The organism is Alphaproteobacteria bacterium (assembly GCA_023898725.1).
Lineage (GTDB): Bacteria > Pseudomonadota > Alphaproteobacteria > JAUHZC01 > JAUHZC01.
In genome coordinates, this window is the sequence record CP060236.1 from 271,363 (window position 1) to 295,911 (window position 24,549).

23 protein-coding genes and 1 tRNA gene are annotated in these 24,549 nt (G+C 44.9%); 14 read left to right on the forward strand and 10 right to left on the reverse strand.

All coding sequences use genetic code 11. The features are described from left to right. The first annotated feature begins 51 nt into the window (after positions 1-51). The 3 genes from H6849_01230 (at position 52) to H6849_01240 (ending at position 2,171) form a co-directional block, all read left to right on the forward strand. A complete protein-coding gene (locus H6849_01230; GenBank protein ID USO01657.1) occupies positions 52-345 on the forward strand; it encodes a hypothetical protein in 294 nt (97 codons plus the stop codon). 186 nt (positions 346-531) lie between these two features. Beyond that, a complete protein-coding gene (locus H6849_01235; GenBank protein ID USO01658.1) occupies positions 532-1,104 on the forward strand; it encodes a CvpA family protein in 573 nt (190 codons plus the stop codon). Positions 1,105-1,304: 200 nt separating this feature from the next. After that, positions 1,305-2,171 carry a UTP--glucose-1-phosphate uridylyltransferase gene (locus H6849_01240; GenBank protein USO01659.1) on the forward strand — a complete coding sequence of 289 codons (867 nt, stop codon included), beginning with the start codon at positions 1,305-1,307 and terminating at the stop codon, positions 2,169-2,171. A 149-nt stretch (positions 2,172-2,320) separates the two neighbouring features. On the opposite strand, the gene H6849_01245 is transcribed toward H6849_01240, so the two are convergent. The 3 genes from H6849_01245 to H6849_01255 form a co-directional block, all read right to left on the reverse strand. Next, entirely contained in the window at positions 2,321-3,115 is a 795-nt protein-coding gene (locus H6849_01245) for a hypothetical protein (GenBank protein USO01660.1), read from the reverse strand. Positions 3,116-3,332: 217 nt separating this feature from the next. Then, positions 3,333-3,409: transfer RNA gene (locus H6849_01250), tRNA-Met, on the reverse strand. Between the two features lie 97 nt (positions 3,410-3,506). Then, positions 3,507-4,637 carry a hypothetical protein gene (locus tag H6849_01255; GenBank protein ID USO01661.1) on the reverse strand — a complete coding sequence of 377 codons (1,131 nt, stop codon included), beginning with the start codon at positions 4,635-4,637 and terminating at the stop codon, positions 3,507-3,509. Between the two features lie 296 nt (positions 4,638-4,933). Here H6849_01255 and H6849_01260 point away from each other — a divergent pair, with 296 nt between their 5' ends. From H6849_01260 to H6849_01270, 3 genes are all read left to right on the forward strand, one after another. Then, the gene (locus H6849_01260) at positions 4,934-5,959 is read left to right on the forward strand and encodes a polyprenyl synthetase family protein (protein USO01662.1); all 1,026 of its coding nucleotides are present in this window, start codon (positions 4,934-4,936) and stop codon (positions 5,957-5,959) included. An 11-nt stretch (positions 5,960-5,970) separates the two neighbouring features. Further along, positions 5,971-7,078 (forward strand): peptide chain release factor 2 gene (gene prfB / locus H6849_01265; protein ID USO01663.1). Its coding sequence is split into 2 segments (ribosomal slippage): positions 5,971-6,039 and positions 6,041-7,078, totalling 1,107 coding nucleotides; the frame shifts between segments, so codons are not numbered across the junction. Next, positions 7,075-7,314, forward strand: a complete 240-nt coding sequence (locus H6849_01270; GenBank protein ID USO01664.1) for a hypothetical protein — start codon at positions 7,075-7,077, stop codon at positions 7,312-7,314. Before prfB ends, H6849_01270 begins: the two co-directional genes overlap by 4 nt. Positions 7,315-7,527: 213 nt before the next feature. Here H6849_01270 and H6849_01275 read toward each other — a convergent pair whose 3' ends face one another. Beyond that, positions 7,528-8,313, reverse strand: coding sequence for an undecaprenyl-diphosphate phosphatase (locus H6849_01275; protein USO01665.1), 786 nt, complete (start codon positions 8,311-8,313; stop codon positions 7,528-7,530). A 145-nt stretch (positions 8,314-8,458) separates the two neighbouring features. Between H6849_01275 and H6849_01280 the strand changes: the two genes are divergently transcribed. The 4 genes from H6849_01280 to H6849_01295 are packed head-to-tail and all read left to right on the forward strand — an operon-like array spanning position 8,459 to position 13,602. Next, on the forward strand, positions 8,459-9,124 hold the full coding sequence (locus tag H6849_01280) for a glutathione S-transferase family protein (GenBank protein ID USO01666.1): 666 nt from the start codon (positions 8,459-8,461) through the stop codon (positions 9,122-9,124). 11 nt (positions 9,125-9,135) lie between these two features. Next, positions 9,136-10,473, forward strand: coding sequence for a cation:proton antiporter (locus tag H6849_01285; GenBank protein USO01667.1), 1,338 nt, complete (start codon positions 9,136-9,138; stop codon positions 10,471-10,473). 4 nt (positions 10,474-10,477) lie between these two features. Next, on the forward strand, positions 10,478-11,185 hold the full coding sequence (locus tag H6849_01290; GenBank protein USO01894.1) for a ribonuclease HII: 708 nt from the start codon (positions 10,478-10,480) through the stop codon (positions 11,183-11,185). Continuing rightward, positions 11,176-13,602, forward strand: coding sequence for a DNA translocase FtsK 4TM domain-containing protein (locus H6849_01295; protein ID USO01668.1), 2,427 nt, complete (start codon positions 11,176-11,178; stop codon positions 13,600-13,602). The genes H6849_01290 and H6849_01295 overlap by 10 nt, the downstream gene beginning before the upstream one ends. 20 nt (positions 13,603-13,622) lie before the next feature. Here the strand turns inward: H6849_01295 and H6849_01300 are convergent, their stop codons facing one another. The 3 genes from H6849_01300 to H6849_01310 are packed head-to-tail and all read right to left on the reverse strand — an operon-like array spanning position 13,623 to position 16,303. Next, on the reverse strand, positions 13,623-15,014 hold the full coding sequence (locus H6849_01300; protein USO01895.1) for a sodium:proton antiporter: 1,392 nt from the start codon (positions 15,012-15,014) through the stop codon (positions 13,623-13,625). Between the two features lie 49 nt (positions 15,015-15,063). Further along, the gene (locus H6849_01305) at positions 15,064-15,636 is read right to left on the reverse strand and encodes a Smr/MutS family protein (protein ID USO01669.1); all 573 of its coding nucleotides are present in this window, start codon (positions 15,634-15,636) and stop codon (positions 15,064-15,066) included. Next, positions 15,620-16,303, reverse strand: coding sequence for a Tim44/TimA family putative adaptor protein (locus tag H6849_01310; protein ID USO01670.1), 684 nt, complete (start codon positions 16,301-16,303; stop codon positions 15,620-15,622). The genes H6849_01305 and H6849_01310 overlap by 17 nt, the downstream gene beginning before the upstream one ends. Positions 16,304-16,436: 133 nt before the next feature. Between H6849_01310 and secB the strand changes: the two genes are divergently transcribed. After that, positions 16,437-16,934: a protein-export chaperone SecB gene (gene secB, locus H6849_01315; GenBank protein USO01671.1), complete on the forward strand. Its 498-nt coding sequence runs from the start codon at positions 16,437-16,439 to the stop codon at positions 16,932-16,934. A 73-nt stretch (positions 16,935-17,007) separates the two neighbouring features. Here secB and tgt read toward each other — a convergent pair whose 3' ends face one another. Both tgt and H6849_01325 read right to left on the reverse strand, forming a co-directional pair. Then, positions 17,008-18,219, reverse strand: coding sequence for a tRNA guanosine(34) transglycosylase Tgt (gene tgt / locus H6849_01320; GenBank protein USO01672.1), 1,212 nt, complete (start codon positions 18,217-18,219; stop codon positions 17,008-17,010). Continuing rightward, positions 18,194-18,922, reverse strand: a complete 729-nt coding sequence (locus H6849_01325; protein USO01673.1) for a queuosine precursor transporter — start codon at positions 18,920-18,922, stop codon at positions 18,194-18,196. The genes tgt and H6849_01325 overlap by 26 nt, the downstream gene beginning before the upstream one ends. A gap of 375 nt (positions 18,923-19,297) precedes the next feature. Here H6849_01325 and H6849_01330 point away from each other — a divergent pair, with 375 nt between their 5' ends. Then, positions 19,298-20,695, forward strand: coding sequence for a sigma-54-dependent Fis family transcriptional regulator (locus tag H6849_01330; GenBank protein USO01674.1), 1,398 nt, complete (start codon positions 19,298-19,300; stop codon positions 20,693-20,695). Positions 20,696-20,739: 44 nt separating this feature from the next. Here the strand turns inward: H6849_01330 and tpiA are convergent, their stop codons facing one another. Then, complete coding sequence (tpiA, locus tag H6849_01335; protein USO01675.1) at positions 20,740-21,495, reverse strand: triose-phosphate isomerase; 756 nt, start codon at positions 21,493-21,495, stop codon at positions 20,740-20,742. Positions 21,496-21,664: 169 nt separating this feature from the next. Here tpiA and tssF point away from each other — a divergent pair, with 169 nt between their 5' ends. Both tssF and tssG read left to right on the forward strand, forming a co-directional pair. After that, complete coding sequence (gene tssF, locus H6849_01340) at positions 21,665-23,479, forward strand: type VI secretion system baseplate subunit TssF (protein ID USO01676.1); 1,815 nt, start codon at positions 21,665-21,667, stop codon at positions 23,477-23,479. After that, entirely contained in the window at positions 23,476-24,498 is a 1,023-nt protein-coding gene (gene tssG / locus H6849_01345; protein USO01677.1) for a type VI secretion system baseplate subunit TssG, read from the forward strand. Before tssF ends, tssG begins: the two co-directional genes overlap by 4 nt. The last annotated feature ends 51 nt before the right edge of the window (positions 24,499-24,549 follow it).

Below are 24,549 nucleotides of genomic sequence, written 5' to 3' on the forward strand. Positions count from 1 at the left end.
ATTTCTTATACGCTTGCGCCATTTTTATCCATGACCACAGGAACAATAACGATGCTCAAAAATATTTATCAAGCCAGACCTATGCTTTTGCTCAGGAATCTTTTTTATGTGATTAAGCGTCCGATACGCACTTTGACCTTGATGATCTTGCGCGCGCACCACGAACGCCAGTCGGGTGCTATGCGCCAAACAATTTTGTACAAATCTTTATCCTTCTCACGAACAAAAAATAAGAATTTCTGGGGGAGCCTTATATGGGAATCCCTGTATGGCTTGATAGGAGACCCTATAAAGGATCCATGGCTGGCAGTGGTTGCCATAACCGGCGTATTGTTTTTGCAATAATAACCACAAAGATCGTCAAATACATCACGTTTTGGCCGCGTAGATTTCTGCCAGACGAGGCGCCACCCCCCCTGGTAACGATCTGTCAGTAGTGTGTTTTATCCTGTGTCTATAAAGGTATTTTTCCCGTGGCAAGGACGTCCTGGGCGTGCTACGCTCACACAATAAACACGCAACGGAATACGTATGTCTGAATTTTTTGATATTGCTGCGCTGGATTGGGTTATTGTTACCGTTATCTTTTTGTCTGTCATCATTGGCCTATGGCGTGGTTTTGTTGTCGAGTTTATGAGCTTGCTACCCTGGGCATCAGCAATAGCAGCAACAATATACGGAACACCTCATATTTTGCCCCATTTCTATCAACTTCTTGGCAAATCTTTTGTGGCAGAAATCCTCGCTATGTTGAGCATCTTTATCATAACCGTGCTTTTTTTATCTGTGCTACGCCCGGGGGTGAAAGAAAAAGTACGGGAAAGTTCTTTATCAGGATTTGATCGAGTAGTTGGGCTTATTTTTGGGGCAATCCGAGGAGTTGGGGTTATATGTTGTTTTTATATTGCCACCCTTACAATCTCAGATTACAAGAGGTGGCCTGATGCCGTTGAAAATGCCAAACTTATTCCTTACGTGGCTAGTATTAGCGAATGGATAGCTGATCAACTGCCGCCACGTGTGCGTGAGAAAATTCGCTTACCCGTTGAAACTACTCTTCCCGGGCCCTCCCTGCACGAATTACCTGATACTGAAGAAGCGTAGGGGTTCCCATAAAGACAACACGGAGAATGTTGTGTGCTCGCCGATACACACAACAAAACCAATAACCCCCTTGATTTATGAAAACTTGCCAAGGGTAGCCAAGGTTCTGAATGAGGGTTTTCCCCACAACAACGTTCATTAAATGTTGCGTGGGTTGCTGAAAATCCTTAGGATGTCATATTCGTAATTTTTAAAGCTCCATGACCCACATTCGCAAAGCGATATTTCCTGTTGGGGGCCTGGGAACACGTTTTTTGCCTGCAACAAAATCTGTACCAAAAGAGCTTCTACCCATTGTGGACAAACCCCTCATCCAATTTGCCGTAGATGAAGCAAGAGCTGCCGGCATTGAAGAGTTTATTTTTGTGACCTCTCGGGGGAAAGCGGCGATCGAAGACTACTTTGATATCAACTATGAGTTGGAACATTCTCTCGCTGAAGCCAACAAGGTGGATTTGCTGGATCGACTGAATCCATCAAACCTACCACCTGGACTGGCTTTTTTTACACGCCAACAAAAACCTCTGGGATTAGGTCATGCGGTCTGGTGCGCTCGGAAGTTTATTGGCAATGAGCCTTTCGCTGTCTTGTTACCCGACGATTTAATTATGGGAAAGGTTCCTTGTTTGAAACAAATGGTCGATGCATACGCCATGCACCCGGGTAACATTGTTGCGTCCATGGATGTGCCACCCCCCTGTGTAAGCAACTATGGAATCATCCAATTGTATAATTCTCCTCTGCCTGGCACTGCCCTAAAAGCTGTGGCATCCGTTGTTGAAAAACCATCTCTTTCAGAAGCACCCTCTACACTTGCTGTGATTGGGCGTTATATTTTACAACCAGACGTTTTTGATTTTCTCAGCAAACAAAAGAAAGGTACTGGGGGAGAAATTCAACTGACCGATGCTTTCAATCCTCTTATTGCATCCGGCCAACCCTTCCACGCCCTCACATTTGAAGGGACACGCTTTGATTGCGGATCGAAAGAAGGATATATTCAAGCAACCCTCTTTCGAGCTCGCACAGATGAAGAACTGTCCACAGAGTTTCGTGCCCACCTGTAAGACCTTTGTGTGAAGAAAGACTCCTGCGAGTCTTTTCCAAAGGCCACACATATACCCCCCTTACAACAAGCCTGATAGTGCTAAGCACCATGAAACTCCATCCCAAAAGTCACCGTGTAACACCCCTGACTTGTTTTTACGAATACGAATTACTCTAACGACACCGGTACCTCGGTAGTTTTATAAGCTTCCAATTGCCTATTCGTGCCCACCATTCGGGGTCCCATGACTTCATAGGTTTCTGGCGTATTTTCTTCCGTCGTAAGTGTTGGAAATTTTTGCACTGTTATGCGTATATTGGCACCACATACGGAAAATGCCTGACCAACACTCTCATGAACAGGGATATCCGTGGGTCCCATCACCACGCCTGGTTTCTTAAAATCAATATTTCCCCAAACAATAGCGCGTTGGGGCTCAAGTCCTTTGGGTAACAACTCAATGGAATACAAGGCCGATGGTGTTTCTGGTGCGGCATAAAAACCCGCTGTTCCTCCCCACATTATTTTACTTTCACAAAGTCCAATAAAATCTGAGCAAATAACCCGCACATCGCCCGCTGCAGACAAAAACCCACCACCACCATCGCGATACGCCGCTATATCCAGATTTAGGTCTCCGTTGGGAGAGGTAAACCCTTTTCTTGAAAAATCACAATCAAAAATCGTTTTCTCAAAAGGCTCTCCGTCTGAAAGAAAGCTGAACTCACGTCTCCTGAAAGAAATCTGCCCTTCATGGTAAAAAGGTTCTACCGTATGAGCGTTCTTTCCTTCGGAAAGACAAAAATCAAAAACATACTCCTCTCTTGGATCACGTAAGTATTTTCCTCTTGCATCGCGTAAGTATTCACCTGAAAAAGAACGAAATGCACCTAAATCGCTGGGTACTTCATATGAAGCTAACAAAGGTAAAATTAACAATACAAGCAGAGACATACGGCGCATTCTTTTTCCTCACATACAGCATGTTCGTTACGCATGAAAAAAACTCTACACTGAAATGAACGCAAAAAAAAGCCTGAAAAATCAACTATGGTGCGCATCGTGCTGTAAGAAGAGCAATTACAATAATCGCTGATAAGAAAGGTATTCCTCTTGGTACAAACAAGACATAGAGTAATTGCTGTTGAAAAGTGTCTCTATATTTTATTAGATATTTTTATGGTAGCGGAGGAGGGATTTGAACCCCCGACACGCGGATTATGATTCCGCTGCTCTAACCAACTGAGCTACTCCGCCACAAAATATAGACGATATGGATAGCCCCAACACCCAGTGCTTGTCAAGGACATCTATACAAAATCGCCTGTGAGCAAAGGAAAAATTTTCTCTGATTTTACTTAGGAAGACTCACAAGAGCCTTGCACATCCATGCTTTTTGCTGAAGACGGTTGCGACAAGACCAGTTTTTGCCACATTTTTTGTCCAAGTCGCTTGCAAACAACTTTTCACAGGCTTGGGGATTTTCCGGTTTTTGACCCTCAAACTCCAAGTGTATGTCTTCATGATAAGGCACTGCTAATCCAAGAATTCCTTGCTTCACACCACACTCTGTCATTTCGGTGTGAGCAGTACGCACACACTCCACATGGGCATTATCAAAGCGTGGAATAGGATTAAGCTGATAGCGCTTCTGACATTTCTGTACCGCCTCAATAAATGTTTGTTGGCATTTTTTAGTCCCATCACCTTCTTTTATCAGCGCTGAGACTTTTGCAATGTTCCCAGGAGCACTGACAGAATCTTTCATTGGCTTGCCGTTGTGAGGAAGCGGTTTTGGACGCACTATTGGGGGAACATCAGATTTGTGGGTCACCCCCTTTCCACCAAGTTTTTTGTTTTTTGTTGAAAGATTTTTCAGTTTTCGTTTATTAATTTTTAGCTGTTTGCGTGCTTTGCGCATCATCTTTTTATTATTTTTTTCCTCAAGCTTGGCCCGCGCTTGAGAAGCTTCACTTTGTAGGCGCTCAATGGAAATTTGAAATTCTTTCAGCTCAGAAGGTGATAACTTTGCCTCATTTTTCATCGAGGCATCTTCCCATTTTTTTCCAGAAGTATCAAAGCGTCGCAGACAAGACTGATACGTTTGCCACAAAGCACTCTTACATTGGGTGTTTTTCCCACAAACTGTGCGAAGCTGCAAAATAGTCATGCATGAATCAGGCTTTACAGCCTCCATACGCAAGACCTCGGCCTTCTCAAAGGAGGCTTTTTGTTGGGCTTCATGGGCAATTTTCGCAACACTGACAGTACAAAAACGAAACTCCGTTATAGCCGAATCACGGCAACGGTCTGTCGTGCAAGTTTTGTGCGCTTGACGAAATTGGGTGCGACAACGAAGGTTTGGTTCAGTCTTGGCTGACAGCTTGGTATTGTTTGTTTCTGACACACCTGTAATTTCCCGTTCAATTTCCGCAATAACCAGACTTACCGGTGTCGCACAAAGAGGAAACACGCAGATACACATTATCAAAACTTTATATATATGTAATGTCAGCCGCATCACGAACGTATGGATCACTTACGGAAAGCATACAGGATTCTAGTTAATTTTCTCTTTAAAAAGAATCTTGCATAAGGGAGGTCTTACCCCACCACACTTGTTTCAAACAATTCTTGGGAAAAAAGATGAGTAAAAATATTCCTGAGTTCTTCTCATCGTAAGAATTACAAGGGAAGTAATTCGTGATTCCCTATCATTCGGTTATGGACAAGTCCGTGTAAAATTGCATAATGACCGCTCAATGATGAACGGTTATGTGAATGAAAGCACAGCGCACACAGACGGAAACAGGCCATCAGAAAGACCTGCTACACCGCATTCACACAACCTACGCGTGTGAGCTTGCAGCTCTCAACGATGTTCTTCACACCACCCTTGAAAGTGTTTCTCCTCATGTGCCAGAAATTGCTCGCTATGTGATACGTAGTGGGGGAAAGCGTATTCGCCCAACACTTAGTATTCTCGCACGGCATGTGTTTGCTCCTGATGAAGATCGATCAGAGCACCTCTCTTACTTGGCTGCGGGAATCGAGTGTATCCACACAGCAACCCTTTTGCATGACGATGTTGTCGATGACAGCACTCTACGTCGGGGCCAGCCCAGCGCGCATACCGTTTGGGGAAATGCTTTTAGTGTTCTGGTTGGGGATTTCTTGCTGGCACGGTCATTTGCACTGGTTACGCGTCTTGATAGCCTTGCTATTGTCAAAACATTGAGCGTAGCAGCTGGATATCTAGCTGAGGGCGAAGTTTTGCAGCTATCGAACCACAGCAATCTGACAATGTCACAAGATGTTTATATCACCATCATTGAATCAAAAACAGCCAGACTCTTTGCCGCCGCCCTTGCGTCTGGGGCCATGCTTATGTCAGCACATGCTGAACAGGTAGAGGCGTTAAGTCTTTATGGTAGAGCATTGGGTGTTTTGTTTCAGTTGATTGATGATAGCCTTGATTATCTGACGCCAAGTGATATCCTCGGCAAAGGTCAGGGTGATGATTTTCACGAAGGAAAAGTCACTCTCCCCGTACTGTTGGCTTATCAGCGCGCCACTCCCCAAGAACGAGCCTTCTGGGAACGTATCTTTTGCTACAAAGAACAAAAGCCCGATGACTTCATCACCGCTCTTGCGTATATGCAGAATCATCGTGTTTTTGATACTATCAAAGGGATATGTGCCAGATATGCTGACACAAGCAAACGCCTTCTTGCTAATCTACCATCTGGACAGGCGCGTGATTACTTATATGAAATGGTAGACTACTGTCTCTTTCGGGAAAAATAGGATTATATACAATGAATGCTGAAAATACCCATATAATAGCAACGATTACAAATTCTCTTGCCCTTATGCGGAGGTTTCTTTGACTGGGAAAAACTAACCGAAACGCTAAAGAATCTTGATGAAAAGGCCCAAGATCCTGAGCTATGGAATGATTCCACAGCCGCCCAGAAGCTTATGAAAGAACGTGAGAGCATCCAACGAAAGGTTTCTAACGTTGCGACACTGGCGCAAGAATTAACCGAGATCCAGGAATTGCTCGAGTTGGCTGACGATGCAGATGATGCAGAAACCGGGGCTGAGGCCAAAAAATTGCTTGATGCTCTTGCCCTAACCGTTGCGCGCAAGCGTCTCGAAACTCTTCTTTCAGGAGAGGCAGATGCCAATAGCTGTTTTCTCGAAGTACACGCCGGAGCCGGAGGAACAGAAGCGCAAGATTGGGCAGAAATCTTGTGGCGGATGTATGCGCGGTGGGGTGAACGACGGGGATTCAACGTCCGCACAGTAGACTATCTGCCAGGGGATGGCGCAGGTATTAAATCTGCGACAATGGAAATCGATGGGTTACAAGCTTATGGGTGGCTAAAATCCGAAAAGGGGGTGCACCGGTTGGTACGCATATCTCCCTATGACTCCAGCGCCCGGCGTCATACGAGTTTTGCCTCTGTGAATATTTTTCCTGTTGTTGACGATAATATTAATATTGTTCTTGAGGACAAGGATCTACGCATTGACACATTTCGAGCATCAGGAGCCGGTGGCCAGCATATCAATACCACAGACAGTGCTATTCGTATTACCCATCTCCCCACAAACATTGTGGTACAGTGCCAAAATGATCGGTCCCAACACCGTAACAAAGCAGAGGCTCTTACCATGCTCAAAGCGCGCTTATTTGAATATGAAATGCGCCAACGAGAAGAAAAAGCAATCGCAGGACAAGCAGCAAAGACAGATATGGGCTGGGGCAATCAAATTCGCTCGTATGTGCTACACCCCTATCAAATGGTCAAAGATGTGCGCACAGGAGCAGAAACAGCACAAACACAAGATGTTCTTGATGGCGATATTGACATGTTTTTAGAAAGCGCCTTGGCACAAAAAGAAGGAACGCCGTCATGATCATAAAACCTCTGATCGTCGGTGCAATCTTTTTGCTTCTTTCAGGGTGTATCGGCACCCTTTTTAGCAAGCATGGTCGTGATCTTAATCCAGGTGAAACAATACCTCGCCTCCATGAAGTACCAGACAAGGGGGAAATAGTGCCCTTACCACGGGCAGAAATGGCGAAAAAAGAAAAAGAATTGCGTGCTCATCATCACAAAGAAGGCGTTAGCCTCGGCTCACCCATAAAATAGTGCTCCTTCTCCGGTCCCATTTTATGCCCATCCGCCTCACAGCACACTCCTTAGGTAGCACAGTGGATCTGGAGATTTACACACTACCGTATTTCACCGTGCATCCCCTTAACTGTTTATTAACCTTTTATGGATACTATGAAGATACCTTTTCAGTGTGAGGTTGAACGACTAAGACCTCCAACCATCCACAACTTTGCACTGAAACGGGCCTTATCTTCCCAGAAGAATCACAAGACCAATAATTATGCGATAGATTACAATTGGTCGCAAAGAATTGTGTGATAACCACACAAACACCCACCGCAGTGTCATCATGGCAATAGACAGGGCCATGCATGCGCCTACCGTCATTGTGTAGTCCCATACCAGTTCCTTACCTGCTGATTCCTTAAACACTGTCATGGCAATAGCCCCCACCACGGAAGGAATGGATAGCAGCAATGCATACTTCAAAGCCTCAACCCGTGATAGCCCAATCATCAGTGTTCCTATAAGACATGCACCGAGTCGGCTTACACCTGGAACAACAGCAAAGGCCTGGCACATGCCGATAACCAAAGCCTCCATACGGGTAATTTCTTCCTGTGTACGGTTTTTTCTTCCTTTGTGATCAGCCCAACCGATCAGGATACCAAAGATGATCATATTGGCACCCAACCACGTTTCGGGAAATGAAATCTCAAAAAGAGAAACACATGCCCCGGTAATAATGACAGGAAGTGTTGAAATAATGAGACACTGTACTTTGTAAAAAGGTGGGGTTATCTGCCCCTGCAAAGCACGCAGACTCCCTATCGTCATTTGCGTGAGATCGTGACGAAAATAAAGCAAAACAGCTAGAAGTGTTGCACCATGAAGACCAACATCATACAACTTGTCATGCGCAGGAAAGGGTGTAACAAACTGCACAAGCTGTAAATGTGCAGACGAACTAACAGGAAGAAATTCTGTTACCCCCTGAATAAGTGCAAGTAAAAGTGCGTGCATAAGGCTCATATGTGTATCCTAAAATTATAGAAATCTACAATACACTGGTTTGGGTTCTGAAAAAACAGCACATTAGTGAATATTTTTTGAGAGTTTTCCTTGCGTTCCTCGTCACGTTCACTTACAAAAAGTAAGAGGATGAAATATTTGATAGATGCGCAAGCTATACTATTGGTGGTTGTGCCCTCTCTCACGAAAAGTGCGGGTCATGCTTGGTGAGGCACGCCTTCCCCATGATGTTCTCCTCGTAAATCCGTGGGATTTACGAGAGGATTTTCTACAGCTCAACCCGTCAGGAATATTGCCAGTATTTATTGAAGAACACAATATTACATTTTGCGATAGCCAGGCTATTTGCGAATACTTAGACGAGTCATACGCACTTGGGCTGATTGGTCGAGACCCCTTGCGACGTGCAGAAGTGCGGCGGTTAGTGGCGTGGTTTGACCAGAAGTTTTATAACGATGTGTGGCAAGCAATTATTTTTGAAAAGAGCCTGAAATCAAAGTGTAATCTCGGCAATCCAGATGCCAAAATCATCCGCGAAGGCAACATCCTTCTCACACAGCACCTGGATTATATAACATCGCTTCTCACGATGCATGACTGGCTGGCTGGCGAAGCACTCACCCTTGCCGATATCACGGCTGCTGCACATTTATCGTGTGTGGATTACTTAGGACACATTTTTTGGGCAAACTATCCCCAGGCATCAGATTGGTATGCACGGGTCAAGTCGCGCCCTAGTTTTCGCCCCCTATTAAAAGATCGCGTACCCGCTCTTATCCCAAGCCCCCACTATAGCAACTTAGATTTTTAAGGATTACATATATGGAAGATCGTTTTTTGGTTGAACTCTCACTGCTGGTTATGATGGCATTGGGGTGTGGGCTCTTGTTTGAATATTTTAAGCAACCGGCTATTCTGGGGTACATTCTTGCCGGCACACTCTTAGGTCCCTCAGTTTTAGGCTTTGCCTCTGACGCAAGCTATATCACTCTCTTAGCGGAACTTGGTGTTCAGATGTTGCTTTATGTTATTGGTATGGAACTAAAGCTGAAGGAGTTTCAGAAAGTGTGGAGCATTGCCTTAGGCGCCGCCTTGACCCAGTTAGCGGCGATTTTTCTTGCCGTGTACATCGGTGGTTCGATCTTTGGTTTATCGACACAAATGATTGTCGTGTTGGGCGCAAGTGTTGGTTTTTCCAGTACAGCCGTCGCAATTAACATGCTAAACCGCATTGACCAACTAACGACACAAGTGGGAAGGCTTTCTGTTGGTATTTTGATTGCACAGGATTTGGTTGTAATTCCAGTAATTATCATGCTTCGACAGTGGGGGGAAAACGCAGGGTATGCCTCCTTGTTGGGAAAGATGGCTATTGCTATGGGGGTTTTATGGGGTGTTGTACGGCTGTTTCGCGAGGGAGGAACCTGGCGCCTAGGAGCGCTTGATACATTAGCGAAAAATGCAGAGCTTTCCCCTTTGGCAGGTCTTGCTTTTTGCTTTACATGTGCGGCACTTTCGGGTCTTGTGGGGCTTTCTGCGGCCTATGGTGCATTTATTGGAGGTCTGATCATTGGAAACTCCAGCCAAAGTCACGCCCTTTTTAAAGTCATTCAGCCCGTACAAAGTATTTTAATGGCCGTGTTTTTTCTTTCAATTGGCCTTCTCTTGGATGTGCGCTTTATTTTTGACAACTGGAATTTGTTGCTCTTTGCACTGTTTGCCGTGGCAAGCATTAAAACTTTTGTCAATGTTATTTCCTTGCGGTTGTTTGGTCAAACGTGGAAAACAGCTTTTGTTTCAGGAATTGCTCTTTCACAAATGGGAGAGTTCGGATTCCTCATGGCGACAATTGGGGCACAAGAATCCCTTATTAGCCCTTATGGAAAGAAAATGATCTTGACTCTCGTAGCCCTATCACTAGTTTTTAGTCCTTACTGGGTGCGCTCACTGCGTCGATTGAAAAAATTGACGAAAGCAACCTTGGATGCAAACGAAATCATGTGCGAGGTATACACACAGGAGCTGAATTTTTTCCAATCATGCCATCAGCATTTGCGTCAAAAGTTGAAAACGCAAGCAGGAGCAGGTGAAAAAAAAATAACCCGCCTGAAGTCTTCTAAGGAACCTTCTCTGATCGATGAATCCGCTTCTGATGCCTGACCATATGCCCAGTTTTGCCTATGAGAAATCCATGGGCACATCTCTCGTGGCTGGTATTGATGAGGTCGGATGTGGTCCTTGGGCTGGACCCGTTGTTGCCGCTGCTGTCATTATATTGTATGATTTCCCGAAAAATATTTTGTGTGTCTTACGAGACTCCAAAAAGCTAAGCGCTCCTAGACGTCGAGCCATTTTTTCACAGCTCTGTCATGAAAATGGTCGCACAGTGCATATCGGTGTTGGGGAAATAAGTGCCGCTACAATTGACGCGATAACCATCGCAGGGGCTACAAAGCAAGCAATGAAGGAGGCTATAGATGATTTATCTGTGCCGCCTTCTGCACTTATCATTGATGGCAACCGTGATCCACTTCTGCCGTTCCCCACGCAAATGATCGTGAAGGGAGATCAAATCTCCTACAGCATTGCCGCTGCCTCGATTGTCGCCAAGGTTGTTCGTGATACTATCATGGCACACCTTGATACACTATACTCGGGGTACGGCTGGCTCACCAATGTGGGATACGGGACACAGGCGCATCTCAACGCACTTATCCGTCAGGGGATTACCCCCTTCCATAGACAGAGCTATGCTCCTATTCAAAAAATATGTGCCCGTGACGGTTCCTGTATTCCCTCTCACTCAAAAACGTTTTATGATGGAATCTATAATAAAAGTATTTCTAAAATAAACAAAATTATATGTACTTAAAATCTTCTGGATCAAAAAATAAATCCCGCCTTTTGCCATTATCGTTGCGGCTATATCTGTCACGACGCCTCCACCAAGCACGAGGTCTAGCATTCGTCTTAGGGGGCGCTCTTCTTACGATGGCCCTCATTACCGCACACCCCGAAGATGCATCATTGAATAATATTGTATCCACAGATAGCTATAGCAACATACTTGGCTTTTGGGGTTCCGTTATTCATGATTTTTTATGGCAATCCATTCATGCGTGGTCATTACTACTTGGCCTCCCCTTTCTCATTTGGGGATGGGAAATCATGAACTTCCGTGACATTCGCATGCTGTATTTACGCTTTGCTGTTTTGCCTCTCTCCCTTATTGTGGTCGCAATGGGAACAGGAGCATCTGTGGGGGTCTCTTCTGTGTGCTCACACATGGGTTATCTTGTAGCAGAGTGGTGCGTGCGTAAGACCCACTTTCCACACATCAGCTGGGGGGTTTCAGGAATATTTCTTCTCATTGGTTTTGCGGGATATTTTTTCTCACTGGGGCTGCGTGATGAACAGTGGAAGAAAATAAAGACAGTGTGTGGCCACAGTATTGTTAGTAGCATGCGACTAATGTACGGCTATGGGGTGCGTGTATTTTCGAGAATAAATACACGTGTTTTCGCAAGGAATTCACACATAGTCCGGCCTTTGCAGAGCAAGGCACCGAGCATAGGTCCTGTGGATGTCGTGGGTGACTCTCCTGATGATGGGGTGTCAAATAATGGATCCCTTGATTCTTACCGTATGTACACACCAAAAACCGAAGAACCCCCTGAAACATCAAGGACACGTGCACCAGCATCCTCACACACGCAATCACGCACACGCTTTCCTGGAGCATTGGGATCTTCCTCTGTTGCTGTCCCATCCCAGGTACATACCCCATTACAATTACCTGACGTAAACTTGATTAGTGACGCAGCCGCAGAATCAACAAACGTTCGCATCTCTAAAGATGCGCTTTCCCAGCGCGCTCAGGAGCTGAGTGCTGTCCTCGAGGATTTCGGAATACGCGGAGACATTGTGAGCGTGCGTCCAGGCCCTGTCGTAACACTCTATGAACTCGTTCCGGCACCAGGAATTAAGTCATCGCGTATTATTGGATTAGCTGATGACATCGCCCGATCCATGAGTGCAATTTCGGCACGTGTTTCTGTGATTGCTGGGCGCAATGCTATTGGTATTGAACTTCCCAATGAAGATCGCCATACCGTTTACCTCAAAGACCTTTTGCAAAGTGACAGTTATCTAAGTCATCAAGCCAACTTGCCACTGATTTTAGGAAAGGATATTGGTGGGAGTCCCATTATTGCAGATTTGTCACGGATGCCCCATTTACTTGTCGCCGGCACAACGGGGTCAGGAAAGTCGGTGGCTGTGAATGCTATGATTTTATCACTCGTTTATCGCCTAACGCCCGATCAGTGTAAGTTTATTATGATTGATCCCAAAATGCTTGAGCTATCTGTCTATAATGGTATTCCCCACCTTTTAACACCTGTCGTAACAGATCCCCGCAAAGCCGTTGTCGCTTTAAAGTGGGTTGTACGTGAAATGGAAGATCGCTACCGGGCCATGTCACAGCTTAGTGTACGGAACATCGATGGTTATAACGAAAAAATTGTACGCGCCAATAAGCAGGGCGATGTTCTCACACGACGTGTCCAGGTTGGCTTTGATAATGAAAGCGGTCGTCCGCAGTTTGAGGAACAAGAGCTTGATATGAAGGCACTTCCTTATATTGTTGTTATTGTTGATGAAATGGCCGATTTGATGCTCGTTGCAGGCAAAGATGTCGAGGGGGCCATTCAACGTTTGGCACAAATGGCCCGCGCAGCTGGAATACACATTATTATGGCAACACAACGCCCCTCCGTTGATGTTATCACCGGAACAATCAAAGCAAATTTCCCTACCCGTATTAGCTTTCAGGTCACTTCAAAAATTGATAGCCGTACCATTTTGGGAGAAGGGGGTGCAGAACAGCTTCTCGGACAGGGTGACATGCTCTACATGGCAGGCGGTGGGCGCACAATCCGCGTACACGGTCCTTTTGTTAAAGATCACGATGTCGAGAGTGTCGCCAATAGCCTCCGTGCATCAGGATCTCCTTCATATGTATCAACTGTTCTTGAGGAAAATGAGGATACATCCTCAGGAGTGACGGGCTTTAGCGCCACCGGTGGCGATGGTGACGATCTTTTTGAGAAGGCTGTGACATTGATTCAGGAACAACGAAAGGCATCCACTAGTTTCATTCAAAGGCACTTAAAGATTGGCTATAACCGTGCAGCCACAATTATGGATGATCTTGAAAAACGCGGTTTTGTTTCTGAGGCAAATCATGTAGGCAGACGGGAAGTACTATTACCCGAAACAGATGGGTAGTTATGCGTGTGAACGATTATTTACCACCAGTTAATAATGAGATCCACAAAAATGAAAAGAGGCAGTAGAATCACGCTCGACCATCCCAGGTATCCAAAAAAACTAGGCATGTGAATGTGATTTTCTTCAGCTATAGATTTGACAATAAAATTAGGCGCATTCCCAATGTACGTCATGGCCCCCATGTAGACGGATCCGCAGGAAACGGCTGCAAGAACATTCGCATACTCATTCATAAGCGTGGTGGCATTTCCTCCTGCTAGGTGAAAAAACAACATGTATGTAGGAGCGTTATCCAGAAAAGATGACAGCCATCCTGTTAACCAAAAAAAGGCATCTGTACTGGGCTTGCCATTTGTGTAAGCAAAGTCAATAAGCCAAGAAAATGCCCCTGCTTTTTCCGCCTTTAGCATAGAAAAAACGGGCGATGCGGTAATAAAAATAGCAGCAAATAATTTGGCAACCTCGCACAGTGGCTCCCATCTAAATTGGTTCTTGTGATGAATGTTGCTTGGGGTACGCACATAAGAAAAACAAGAAGCCGTCACAATAATGATATCACGCAAAATATTTTGAAGTTCAAGCTTTACACCAAAAATCACGGTGTTCACACCAGGGTCCCAATATCCACTCATGATTACAGCACCAAGAATAATACCGAGATAAAAAAAGTTTTCCTTCCCTTCAACTTCGACAAAACGAACCATGTCGTGGCTTTTGCGGCGTTCGTGTGGTGGCACAAGCGCAGCAACATCTTTCCTGTGATAGCGATGATCAATCACCCAATAAATAAAAAGCAGAGAAAAAACCATGAATACTGTTGGAGGCCACAAATGCTTTGTCGTCCAAAAAAAGTCAACACCATTCAAAAAACCTAAGAACAAGGGGGGGTCCCCCAGTGCTGTGAGAGCTCCACCCACATTACAAACAGTAAAAATAAAGAAGATCACTGTGTGAGAACGATATTTTCGCCACGCATTCATGCGAATGAGTGGTCGAATAAAGAGAAGTGCTGCCCCCGTTGTTCCTACAAAGCTTGCAAAAGTTGATCCCACAAGCATGATCGTAACGTTGATCACGGGCCCACCCTCTCCTCGAATGCGTATATGCAATCCACTGGCCACAACAAATAAGGCTCCAACAAGAGAAACAAACGGGATATATTCTGCTATATAGGTATGAACAAGAATTGTTTTTGTTGCTACTTCGTTCGTCATATATAAGGGTACAATCATTGAAAGAGCCCAAAAAAGTGCAATGCGTCCGTAGTACGCATGCCACACGTGCGGAAACAGTAATGGGCCCATTGCAATTGATAGTAAAATCCCGACAAACGGCAATGTCCATGCCAAGCCCATCGTAGCGCCATCAAGCACAGAGACACTTGCCCCACACGTGGGCGTCGCAAGCATAATACAGAGAATAAACGAGCCTATGTATGTGAGCATTTTATCCCCATCGTTAATCGCTTTCTGTTTCTGACTGATGGTTTTTGGCAATCCGAAGATGCAGAATGTAGGCACCTTTACCTCCCCTATTTGGGGGGGCAAATGCACACGCAATAATATGCTGTGATAAGGGTGATACAGCACACCAGCGCGGGAGTTCCTGTTGGATAATGCCTGTGCCAGTCAGAGGATTCCCCTTACCTGTCACGACCAACACATACCGTTTTTTCTGGGTGCAGCACATATGCACAAAACTACACAGGCGTTCAAAGGCCAACTTTTGCGTAAACCCATGAAGATCAAGCGTAGTCTCAATCAAAGGAATCTTACCCTTTTGCTTACGTGATTGAAACGATGCAACCTGCGGGACAGAGGAAGCAGCAAAGAGGGTTTCAACTGGACGCGGCGTCCCTTTGATATGAGGATCAGGCTTAGGCAAATATTTGGGCACCGCCGAAGAAATTTTTTCACAATGAGGGGTCACCGTTTCTGCAAATGACTCCCAGGCAGAATCTGGATCAAAATCCTTCATATCCGCATGTCTGTAAAGTCTTGCCAACGTCACGGATTTACTCTGTTCGATCATCTCGTGGGGTCGCCTCAATCTTGATCAGAACCCAAGAATGATGAGCTTTGGTAGTGTCACGACTAAACACCCACCGATCCCACATTTCCTCTAAATCTTCACCCGTTTCGTAAAGAGGATTTCCGTCTTTGTCTTTTGAGGTATGCGTTTGAAAGCTATGAATATCAAGAGTAATTGTGGCCACTTTCCCCTTAAAAGATGTATCGACGAAGCGCAACGAGCGGACATTATTCACTGTATGTTGATGCACTTCTCCTTTTTTTTCCCGTGCATCCATAATTGTGGCAAAGGTATTGTATAAATCCTGCGAAACAAGAGGTTTGATGACTTCTTTTTGACCTGCTGCAAATGATTCCACAATAAAGACATAGGCTTTCTTTGCTCCTTCCACAAACATCACAGGAGAAAACTCTGGCCAGTTTTTGTGAAGGGAAGAGAGAAAAGGACGCTCAGAATCACGGAAAAGATTGAGCACATCATCGAAGGGTTCTGTGTCGTGGGATGATGGTAACCCGCGCTCGGTAATTTCACCTAGTTCACGGGCAAGATTTTCCTTGATGTGCCTGACACGCTCTTGGGTATGAGGATCTTCCTTACCCAGTGTAGAATAAAGTCGAAAAATCAAAACTCCGGCTACCAGTGCCAAAAACATGAGATCAATTCCCATTACGTGAATCTCCATCGGTTATTATGAACAAATTAACGCATATGTGCGTAATAAGAAAGGCATTTTGCCACATACCTGTTGATTTAAAGAGGGATTTTCCATTACCATCGTTTGAGAAAAATGGAGAAACAACATGTCCAAAGAAAAACCAACGGCCCCTGTAACAGCATATGACGGCCTTCCCCTTAATATTAATGTAACATATGTGAAGGATATATCTTTTGAGAACCTTAACCCTCTCAAAACATTTAGTATGCAAGAAAACCCAGATATCAGCATTAACGTTGAAGTCCAGGGGCGTGGCGTGGCCGAGCAAACCTACGAAGTCGAGTTGATCGTACGGGCAGAAGCAACGCATAAATCGGAAAAAATGTTTATTTTTGAGCTCACGTACGCAGGAATTTTCACAATCACAGAAACAGATGAACGTGCACTCAAAGAAATGCTTCTTATTGACTGCCCACGAATTTTATTCCCCTTTGCACGGGCAATTATCGCAAGCACAACCCATGAGGCAAGTGTAGTTCCCATTAATCTTGCCATGATTGACTTTCGCAAACTTGCCGAATCTCAAGGAAAGGGATCTGATGAAATGCAAGGATCAGAAGGAACAACCTCTGTCCTGAATTAGAGATTTTAATAGTCCCACCAAAAAGCTGCAGAACCTGTTCTGTGGCTTTTTGCAGGGTAGACAACATAGAAAATTATCCAATTCCCCCTATCCATTTTGCCTCTACGCCATCTAGTGTGCCCGTTTCAATCCCGTAACGAATGTCTGTCATTAAATCATTCATAAACTTTACATTATGGTACGTAATGATCTGATGGCCCAGAAATTCCCCCGCTTGTAAAAGATGATGCACATATCCACGAGAAAATTCTTTTAAAAATGGATCAGCAGTGAAAGGATCAAGTGGTACATCATCCAAGCGATACTTTGCTTGACGAAGATCAATATGTTCTTTTGTGAATGTATCCGTTGCTGTACGCTGATCCGCACGAAGGAGGGCACCTCCATGGCGGGCCAAACGTGTTGGGTGAACACAGTCAAAAGTGTCAACACCACAGCGAACGCCATTAAAAATATCGCGAACCCCACCGATGCCCAACAGATGAACCGGGCGATCACGCCTGAGGCGATCCAAGGTATAGGAAACGACATCATACATTTGATTTTTGTGCGCCCCAAGAGAACCCCCAACAGCATGGCCGAAAAACGGGTGTGTGTTTACAAAGTCGGTACTTTCTTGACGCATATCTTCGTATATCCCCCCTTGAACAATTCCGTAGAGAGCCTGCGTTCCATTATGTTTCTTTTGAAACTCCCTCAGGCTGCGTAAAGCCCAACGATGACTGCGGCGCATTGACTCACGTGTATACTCTTTGGGAACATTAAAGGGCGTGCACTCATCAAACACGACGATTAAATCAGCCCCTAGACTTTGTTGGGTTTGAATAGAGCGTTCAGGGGTTAACAACTCTCTCTTTCCATTAGTATAGGCACGAAAATGCGCACCCTCCTCCGTTAACTTGATCAGTGTTTGAGGGGCACTTTGTGTGCGATTGCCTTTGATTTCAGACGCAACAGAACCATGACCAAGGCTGAATACTTGAAATCCTCCAGAGTCCGTTAACATGGGCCCCTGCCATCCTGTCATACGCTGCAGTCCCCCCAATTGCGCCACCGCTTCTCCGCCCGGTTGCAGCATAAGATGATACGTATTTGAAAGAATAATTTGCGTTCCGGCTTGACGCATCAGTTGAGGAGAAAGCCCCTTAATACTTGCTTTCGTTGCACAAAAGATAAATGCCGGTGTTTCCACAACACCATGGAGGGTAGTAATTTTTCCGCGACGTGGCCCCCCTTGGGTATTAACAGACACAGCGAAATTAACGTTTGGGTACGTACAATTCATACTTTGGGGTAACCTTCCCTAACAGTGAAACCAGAGGGGCATTAAAAACAGCAAGCCCCACGCGAAAGAAAAATCCATTGAATATATAGGTGTGTACAACAGCATCAAGGGGAAGAGGACTGGGATGAAAAACCACCCAAGCAAGTGTGCTAAAAATAAGATTATCAAAAAATGTGGCACAAATAGAACTAACCGCCGCACGAAGAGTAGTCTTGCTCATGGGGAATTTATTTTTAAAAAAACCATAAAGACCAATATCCAAACGCTGTGAAAAGAAAAAGGCAGCAAGGCTGGCCAAAAAGAAGCCCGGTGCCGGTAAAAATAGTTGCTCAAGTGCCGCTTGAACACTTCTGCTATAGGCTGTTTCAGGGGTTGGTGGATGTTGAAAGACTGTGATCATCAGCATGCTCACAAACAGAAAATAAGCCAAAAAACTCAGTGAAACTAGTTGATGAGCCATATTTTTGCCATACTTTTCTGTGATAAAATCACTTGTCAGAAATAGTGTGCTCATCACCGTTGTACCAAGAGCAAAGGGCTGCGAAAAACCAAAGTCAACGACTTTAAAGACTTGAATATTTGCAACGAGAATCCCCAGAATGTTATAAGAAAAAATCCCCACTATACCGTAAAAACGGTATGTGATGCTAATGCCACACAAACAAAGAGCAAGGGTGAGAACTTCCCCAGCGTACGGATTCATGTATATACCATAAAAATATAGGCGAAATGTAAGAAAAATACCAGCAAAACGCAAGTCTTTCTGTTCCTACGGTAGGGCGGACACTTTTGGTTAGGACGCCTTAGGCTACACACTGTTCCTCTAAAATTATTACTGAAGGAAGATCCAGGAATTAGAAGTGTCAAACTCTGGGCAGTATGGGCGATATGTTCCTATGTTCGTAGATTTTGTTCGCGATTTTTTCTCGTGAAACAGATTCTTTTGAGATTTAAAAAGAATATTTTTTACGGATGAGAGAAAAAAATACAAAACTTTCTCGGTGGAATGCTTTGCATAGTTGACAATCTCCAGGACTGGTGTTGTATAATAACAACATATTTTGTCTCAAGGACCTGCGTGTCGATAGAAGTTCTTATTGTTGATGATAAACTGGATATTGGAAATTTGATTGCAGATGTGCTGCATGATGAGGGGTTTTCCACACGGTATGTTGAGTCTGGCGAAGCGGCCATTACCGCTGTTTTGAATCGATGTCCGGGCATCATTCTATTGGATATATGGATGGGTGAGGGACGCATGGATGGTCTTAAGGCCTTACAAATCATTCGCCAGACGCATCCACACATCCCGGTTGTCATGATGAGTGGTCATGGCACTGTTGAAACAGCCGTGAAGGCTATGCGCTCCGGTGCATTTGACTTTATTGAAAAACCGTTTAAGGCAGAGCATATGATTCTTGTGATCCAGCGGGCCTTAGATGCGAGTGTTTTGATACAAGAGAATATGTATTTGCGCACCCAAAATCAAGAATCAGATACACTCATAGGGACCTCTCCATTTGTGGGTAACTTTAATGGAAATCTTGAAAAATACGCAGAGACAAACACCCGAATTTTGTTTACAGGACCTCCTGGATCGGGCAAAGACATTTGTGCCCGACTGCTTCATAAACGCTCAACACGGTTTCGCGCTCCGTATGTTGTTTTCCCCTGTGATCAGTTCGCCCCTGATGAATTTGATATGGCGCTTTTTGGTCATGAGCCTTCCGCAAGCCAAGAAATTCAGTTTACAACACGTCATGTGGGGGCTCTGGAAAAAGCACATAATGGGATTCTTTATTTGAAAGAGGTCGATTGTCTGCCTCTCGATATCCAGGGAAAGCTTGTGAAGTTTCTGCACTCTGGGTCTTTCACACGGCTTGGGGGGGTACATCCCTTTTCAGCCGATGTGCGCATATTTTCAGGCGCAGGGTGTGACTTTCAACAAAAAATTACCGAGGGTCTCTTTCGGGAAGATTTGTACCATCGCTTGAATGTTACCTCAGTTTATGTACCCGGATTGGCAAACCGTCGCGAAGACATTACGCCGCTCGTGAATTTCTTCCTCCAAAAACTAGCGCTTTCATACGGCAAGAGGCCACTAAAACTTTCATCGCAAGCCTATGGTGCATTAAATGGTTGTGCATGGACAGGAAATGTCCGCCAGTTGCGCAACGTGATTGATGGCTTGTATGCACAGTATCATTCTTTTCATGGCCATATGATTGAACCATCGGACTTTCCGCGGGATCTTTTCAACCAAGAGCCCCCAACCCAGGAAGCCGTTGGATATGGGGGAGGAGAAATTTTGTTACTCCCTTTACGCAAAGCGCGTGAGGCTTTTGAGCGCAACTATCTACTGACCCAAGTCAAGCGGTTTTCGGGGAATGTTTCTCAAACTGCCTCCTTTGTAGGAATGGAGCGGTCCGCCTTGCACAGGAAGTTACGTTCATTGGGGCTGAAAGAAATCCAATAGAAAAAACACGGAAGACCCACCCGTCGAGGGCAGGCGCTTCTTCTTTAGAAAGAACCCCACTGGCGTATAATTTCTGCCAAACAATCCTTGTCTAGGCTGGCTCCACCAATTAATGCACCGTGCACAGAAGGTACTGTACTGATTGCGTGGGCGTTTTGAGCCGTCACAGATCCTCCGTAAATAATATGTGGTGTTGGATTGCCTGTTTTCCCCTCTAGAGTTTCACGAATTGTTTGGATAACTGTGGTTATCTCCTCCTGTGTAGGGGTTTTGCCCGTTCCTATTGCCCAACGAGGCTCATACGCCCACACAATGTTATGCAAGGTAGAAACATAGTCACATGAATCAAGAGTTGCCGCAATCTGGGCTTCTACGAAAACCTGTGTCTGTTTGCTCTCGTAATCTTCACGCGTTTCCCCAATGCACACTACAGGCGTTAGGCCACACGTAAGAGCTGCAGCTAATTTTTTTCCCACCCGTGCATCTGTTTCACCGTGATAAATTCGCCGTTCACTGTGGCCGAGAAGAACACCCTTCACGCCCATATCTGCCAGCATAGCTACCGATATCTCCCCTGTGTACGCTCCTTTTTCATAAGCAGAGCAATCTTGTGCGTATATCAACAAGTTTTCAGGCGCATGGGCGCAAGCAAGTCCAAGATAGATTGATGGTGGGCATAAAATAAGGGTTTTATTTTGTATGTTTTCTGAAATATCCACAGGAAAAGGCTGCGTACAAAAATTGTGAATATCACCTTTCAGGCCGTTCATTTTCCAGTTTGCGATAAGAATATGCTTCATGCGTGTACAACGATAACAATACAGAAACACTACCATCAACTGTCCCAAAAATGAATCGCTAACACATGTGCTGCGTTTGGGAATATTTTTTTGCACAATTGGTTCATCTTGGAAGATTGTTAAAAGTCCTGTAGGGTGATTAAATAGGGGTATTTTAGGGCTAGCGACTATGTCTGCACAAAATGATCGAATTCTCCATTACTATCAAAAAGAGTTGCAATACTTACGCAACGAAGGAGCGGCGTTTGCCAAGCAGTATCCGAAAATTGCTAAGCGTCTTGAGCTCAGCGGCACAGATATAGCTGATCCGCACGTGGAGCGCCTCATTGAGGCTTTTGCCTACCTTACAGCAAAGATTCAAAAAAATGTCGATGACCAGTACCCTCACGTTGCCAAAGCAATTCTTGATACACTATACCCCCAGTTCACACATCCCGTTCCGCCTGCCACAATCATTCAATTTGATACGCATGATAGCCAGGATAGCTTTAGCGAAGGAGCAGAAATTCCTAAAGAAACTCTCTTATTTACAGGGACAAACGATGATACAGAGTGCTATTTTCGCACGGCATATCCTGTTCAGGTGTGGCCTGTAGAAGTATCTGATGCCATCATTCGACGACGCGACACAACCCCTGTTCGTGTTATTGATATTCCTAATCAGAGGGTCCTTTGCTTAAAAATAAAACCTCTTTCTGACCCTTTAAATCAGCTTCCTTATAGCCGATTGCGGTTTTATATTGACGCTGATCGAACAACCCAAGACCGTATCTGTGAGATGCTTTTTCGAGAAAACGCACCTATGGTTCTTGCCAACTATCGTGATGATGCGGATCCGCTTCTTTCGTTGTGCCCTCGTGGATCAGTGCGTCATGTAGGGTTTGATACCAATGATAATGTGATGCCCTTTCCTTCAAACGCTCACGATTCGTATCGGTTGCTCTATGAGTATTTCCACTTTCCACACAAGTTTTGTTTTTTCGATCTCACAAACCTTCACACGCGTGAAGCCGGAGAACTTCAAGAGATTTATATCGGCATACCAGATGATTTTCTTTTTGATGTGCAGCACGTCAATAAGGATATGTTCAAACTTGGATGCACGCCGGCGATTAATCTTTTTTCAAAAATATCTGAACCAATTTTTGTCGATAACAAAGAAACGGAATATCGTCTCGTAGGAGATGTGCGACGAGAAAAAACCACTGAGATTCATAGTGTGGAATCGGTGTATATCCTGCATGAAAGCGCCCATAATCCTGTTACTCTTCAGCCGTATTTTCGCTATCAGTATAGCGATACGCATACTGATTTTCCTATGTGGATAACAACTACAGTGCCCATGTTTCGCAGCTCATATACAGGAATTGACACAAAGATAAGCTTTGTAAATACCAATATGGATATTTTCAAGCCAGCAACTGATACCGTGTACGCTAAGGTTTGGTGCACCAATCGTGGGCTGGCAGAGTATGTCAGTCCCGGAACACTGTTCCAGTGTGAGGTAGAAAATCCCGCTTCACGCGTGGTGACCCTTCATAAGCCGACGCCGCTAAAGTATCCGCCGTTGGAGGGGGAAACCCTGTGGCGTTTAATTTCACACGTGAATACCAATCACCTCAGTCTCAGCAGTGATCCCAAAAGCTGTGAGGCTTTTAAAACAATTCTCCATCTTTATAAAATGGATGACGGATATGTGTCCACAGACATTCGTGCGATTAAAAGACTTGAAACGCGCACCGTTACCCGCCGCACGTGTGTCGAGGCATGGCGTGGATTTGTCCATGGCACACAAGTGACGTTTCATGTAGATGAAACATTTCTGCGTAACGGCGAACCATTTATTTTTTTTACTGTTTTGCAAAAATTTTTAACAAACTCTGCAGCGCTCAACTCCTTTGTGGAGTGCGTGGTGGTGGCCCATGGACGAGAAAAGCCATGGCATGTCTGGGTACCTGAAAATGGAGAAAAGTCCCTGTTATGAGAGTCCTACCAAAAGCATTGGTTGATGAGCTCATTACAACACCCTATGCATTTTCATTTCATCAAGTCATGCGGTTACTGAATGCCTGGCGTAGCTCCAAAACCGACAAATCTTTGGAGGGCCAAAAACCAGTTCAACCTTTACGTATTGGTGGTCACGTTCACTTGAATTGGCCTCCCGGTGATATTTTTTTTGTTGATATTCCCAAAGACATTCACTCTCCTATACGCCTAAATGTAAACTTTATGGGATTAGCCGGTGTACAGGGTCCCCTCCCTCTTCCCATCACAGAACTGATATTAAAACGCAGACGTGCGGGAGATTTTGTCTTCCAAGATTTTCTCGATATTTTTCATAATCGCTTATTACACTTGCTGCACGATGTCGCTCGCAAACGCCATGTGATGCTCAATACAAAACGCCCCCATGAGACAGCCATGGGAAAAGCTTTTCTCGCGATTGCGGGGTTGGGAGAGACTGAATCGCGCAATCGCATGGCCTTTCCTGATCGAGCTCTTCCTTTCTATGCTGGTCTTTTATGGCAAAATCCTCGAAACATCTCAGGACTCATACAGTTACTCATACACTACTTTAGCATTCCTGTCACAGTCCAAACTTCAGTCGGTCGATGGGTTTCCATCGACTCATCCCAACAAACCCGCTTGGGGAGGAAGTGTGGTCAGCTTAATCGGTTAGGAGACACGGCCGTTCTTGGACAGCGGGCGTGGCAGCAAGATTATTATGTTGATGTTGTCATGAGTACGATGTCCCATGCAATGTATGAAAGCCTTATACCTTCTGGTCATGGTTTTTTACATCTTCAAGATCTGTGTCATTTGTATATTCATAAACGCTGCAGTGTTCGCGTCAAATTAACCCTTCCAGAAGAAGAGCGCCAAACCATGAGAGTTGATGGAACAGCTTCACTTGGGTGGACGACCTATCTTTCCGGAAAATCCAAAAGGCCTAATGACCGCGGAGCACAATATATTCTCACGCGCATAACCACTAACAGCTAATACGCTCGCTCAATGATTGCGGGACATGTCTTGGAACAATCTATGATCTTC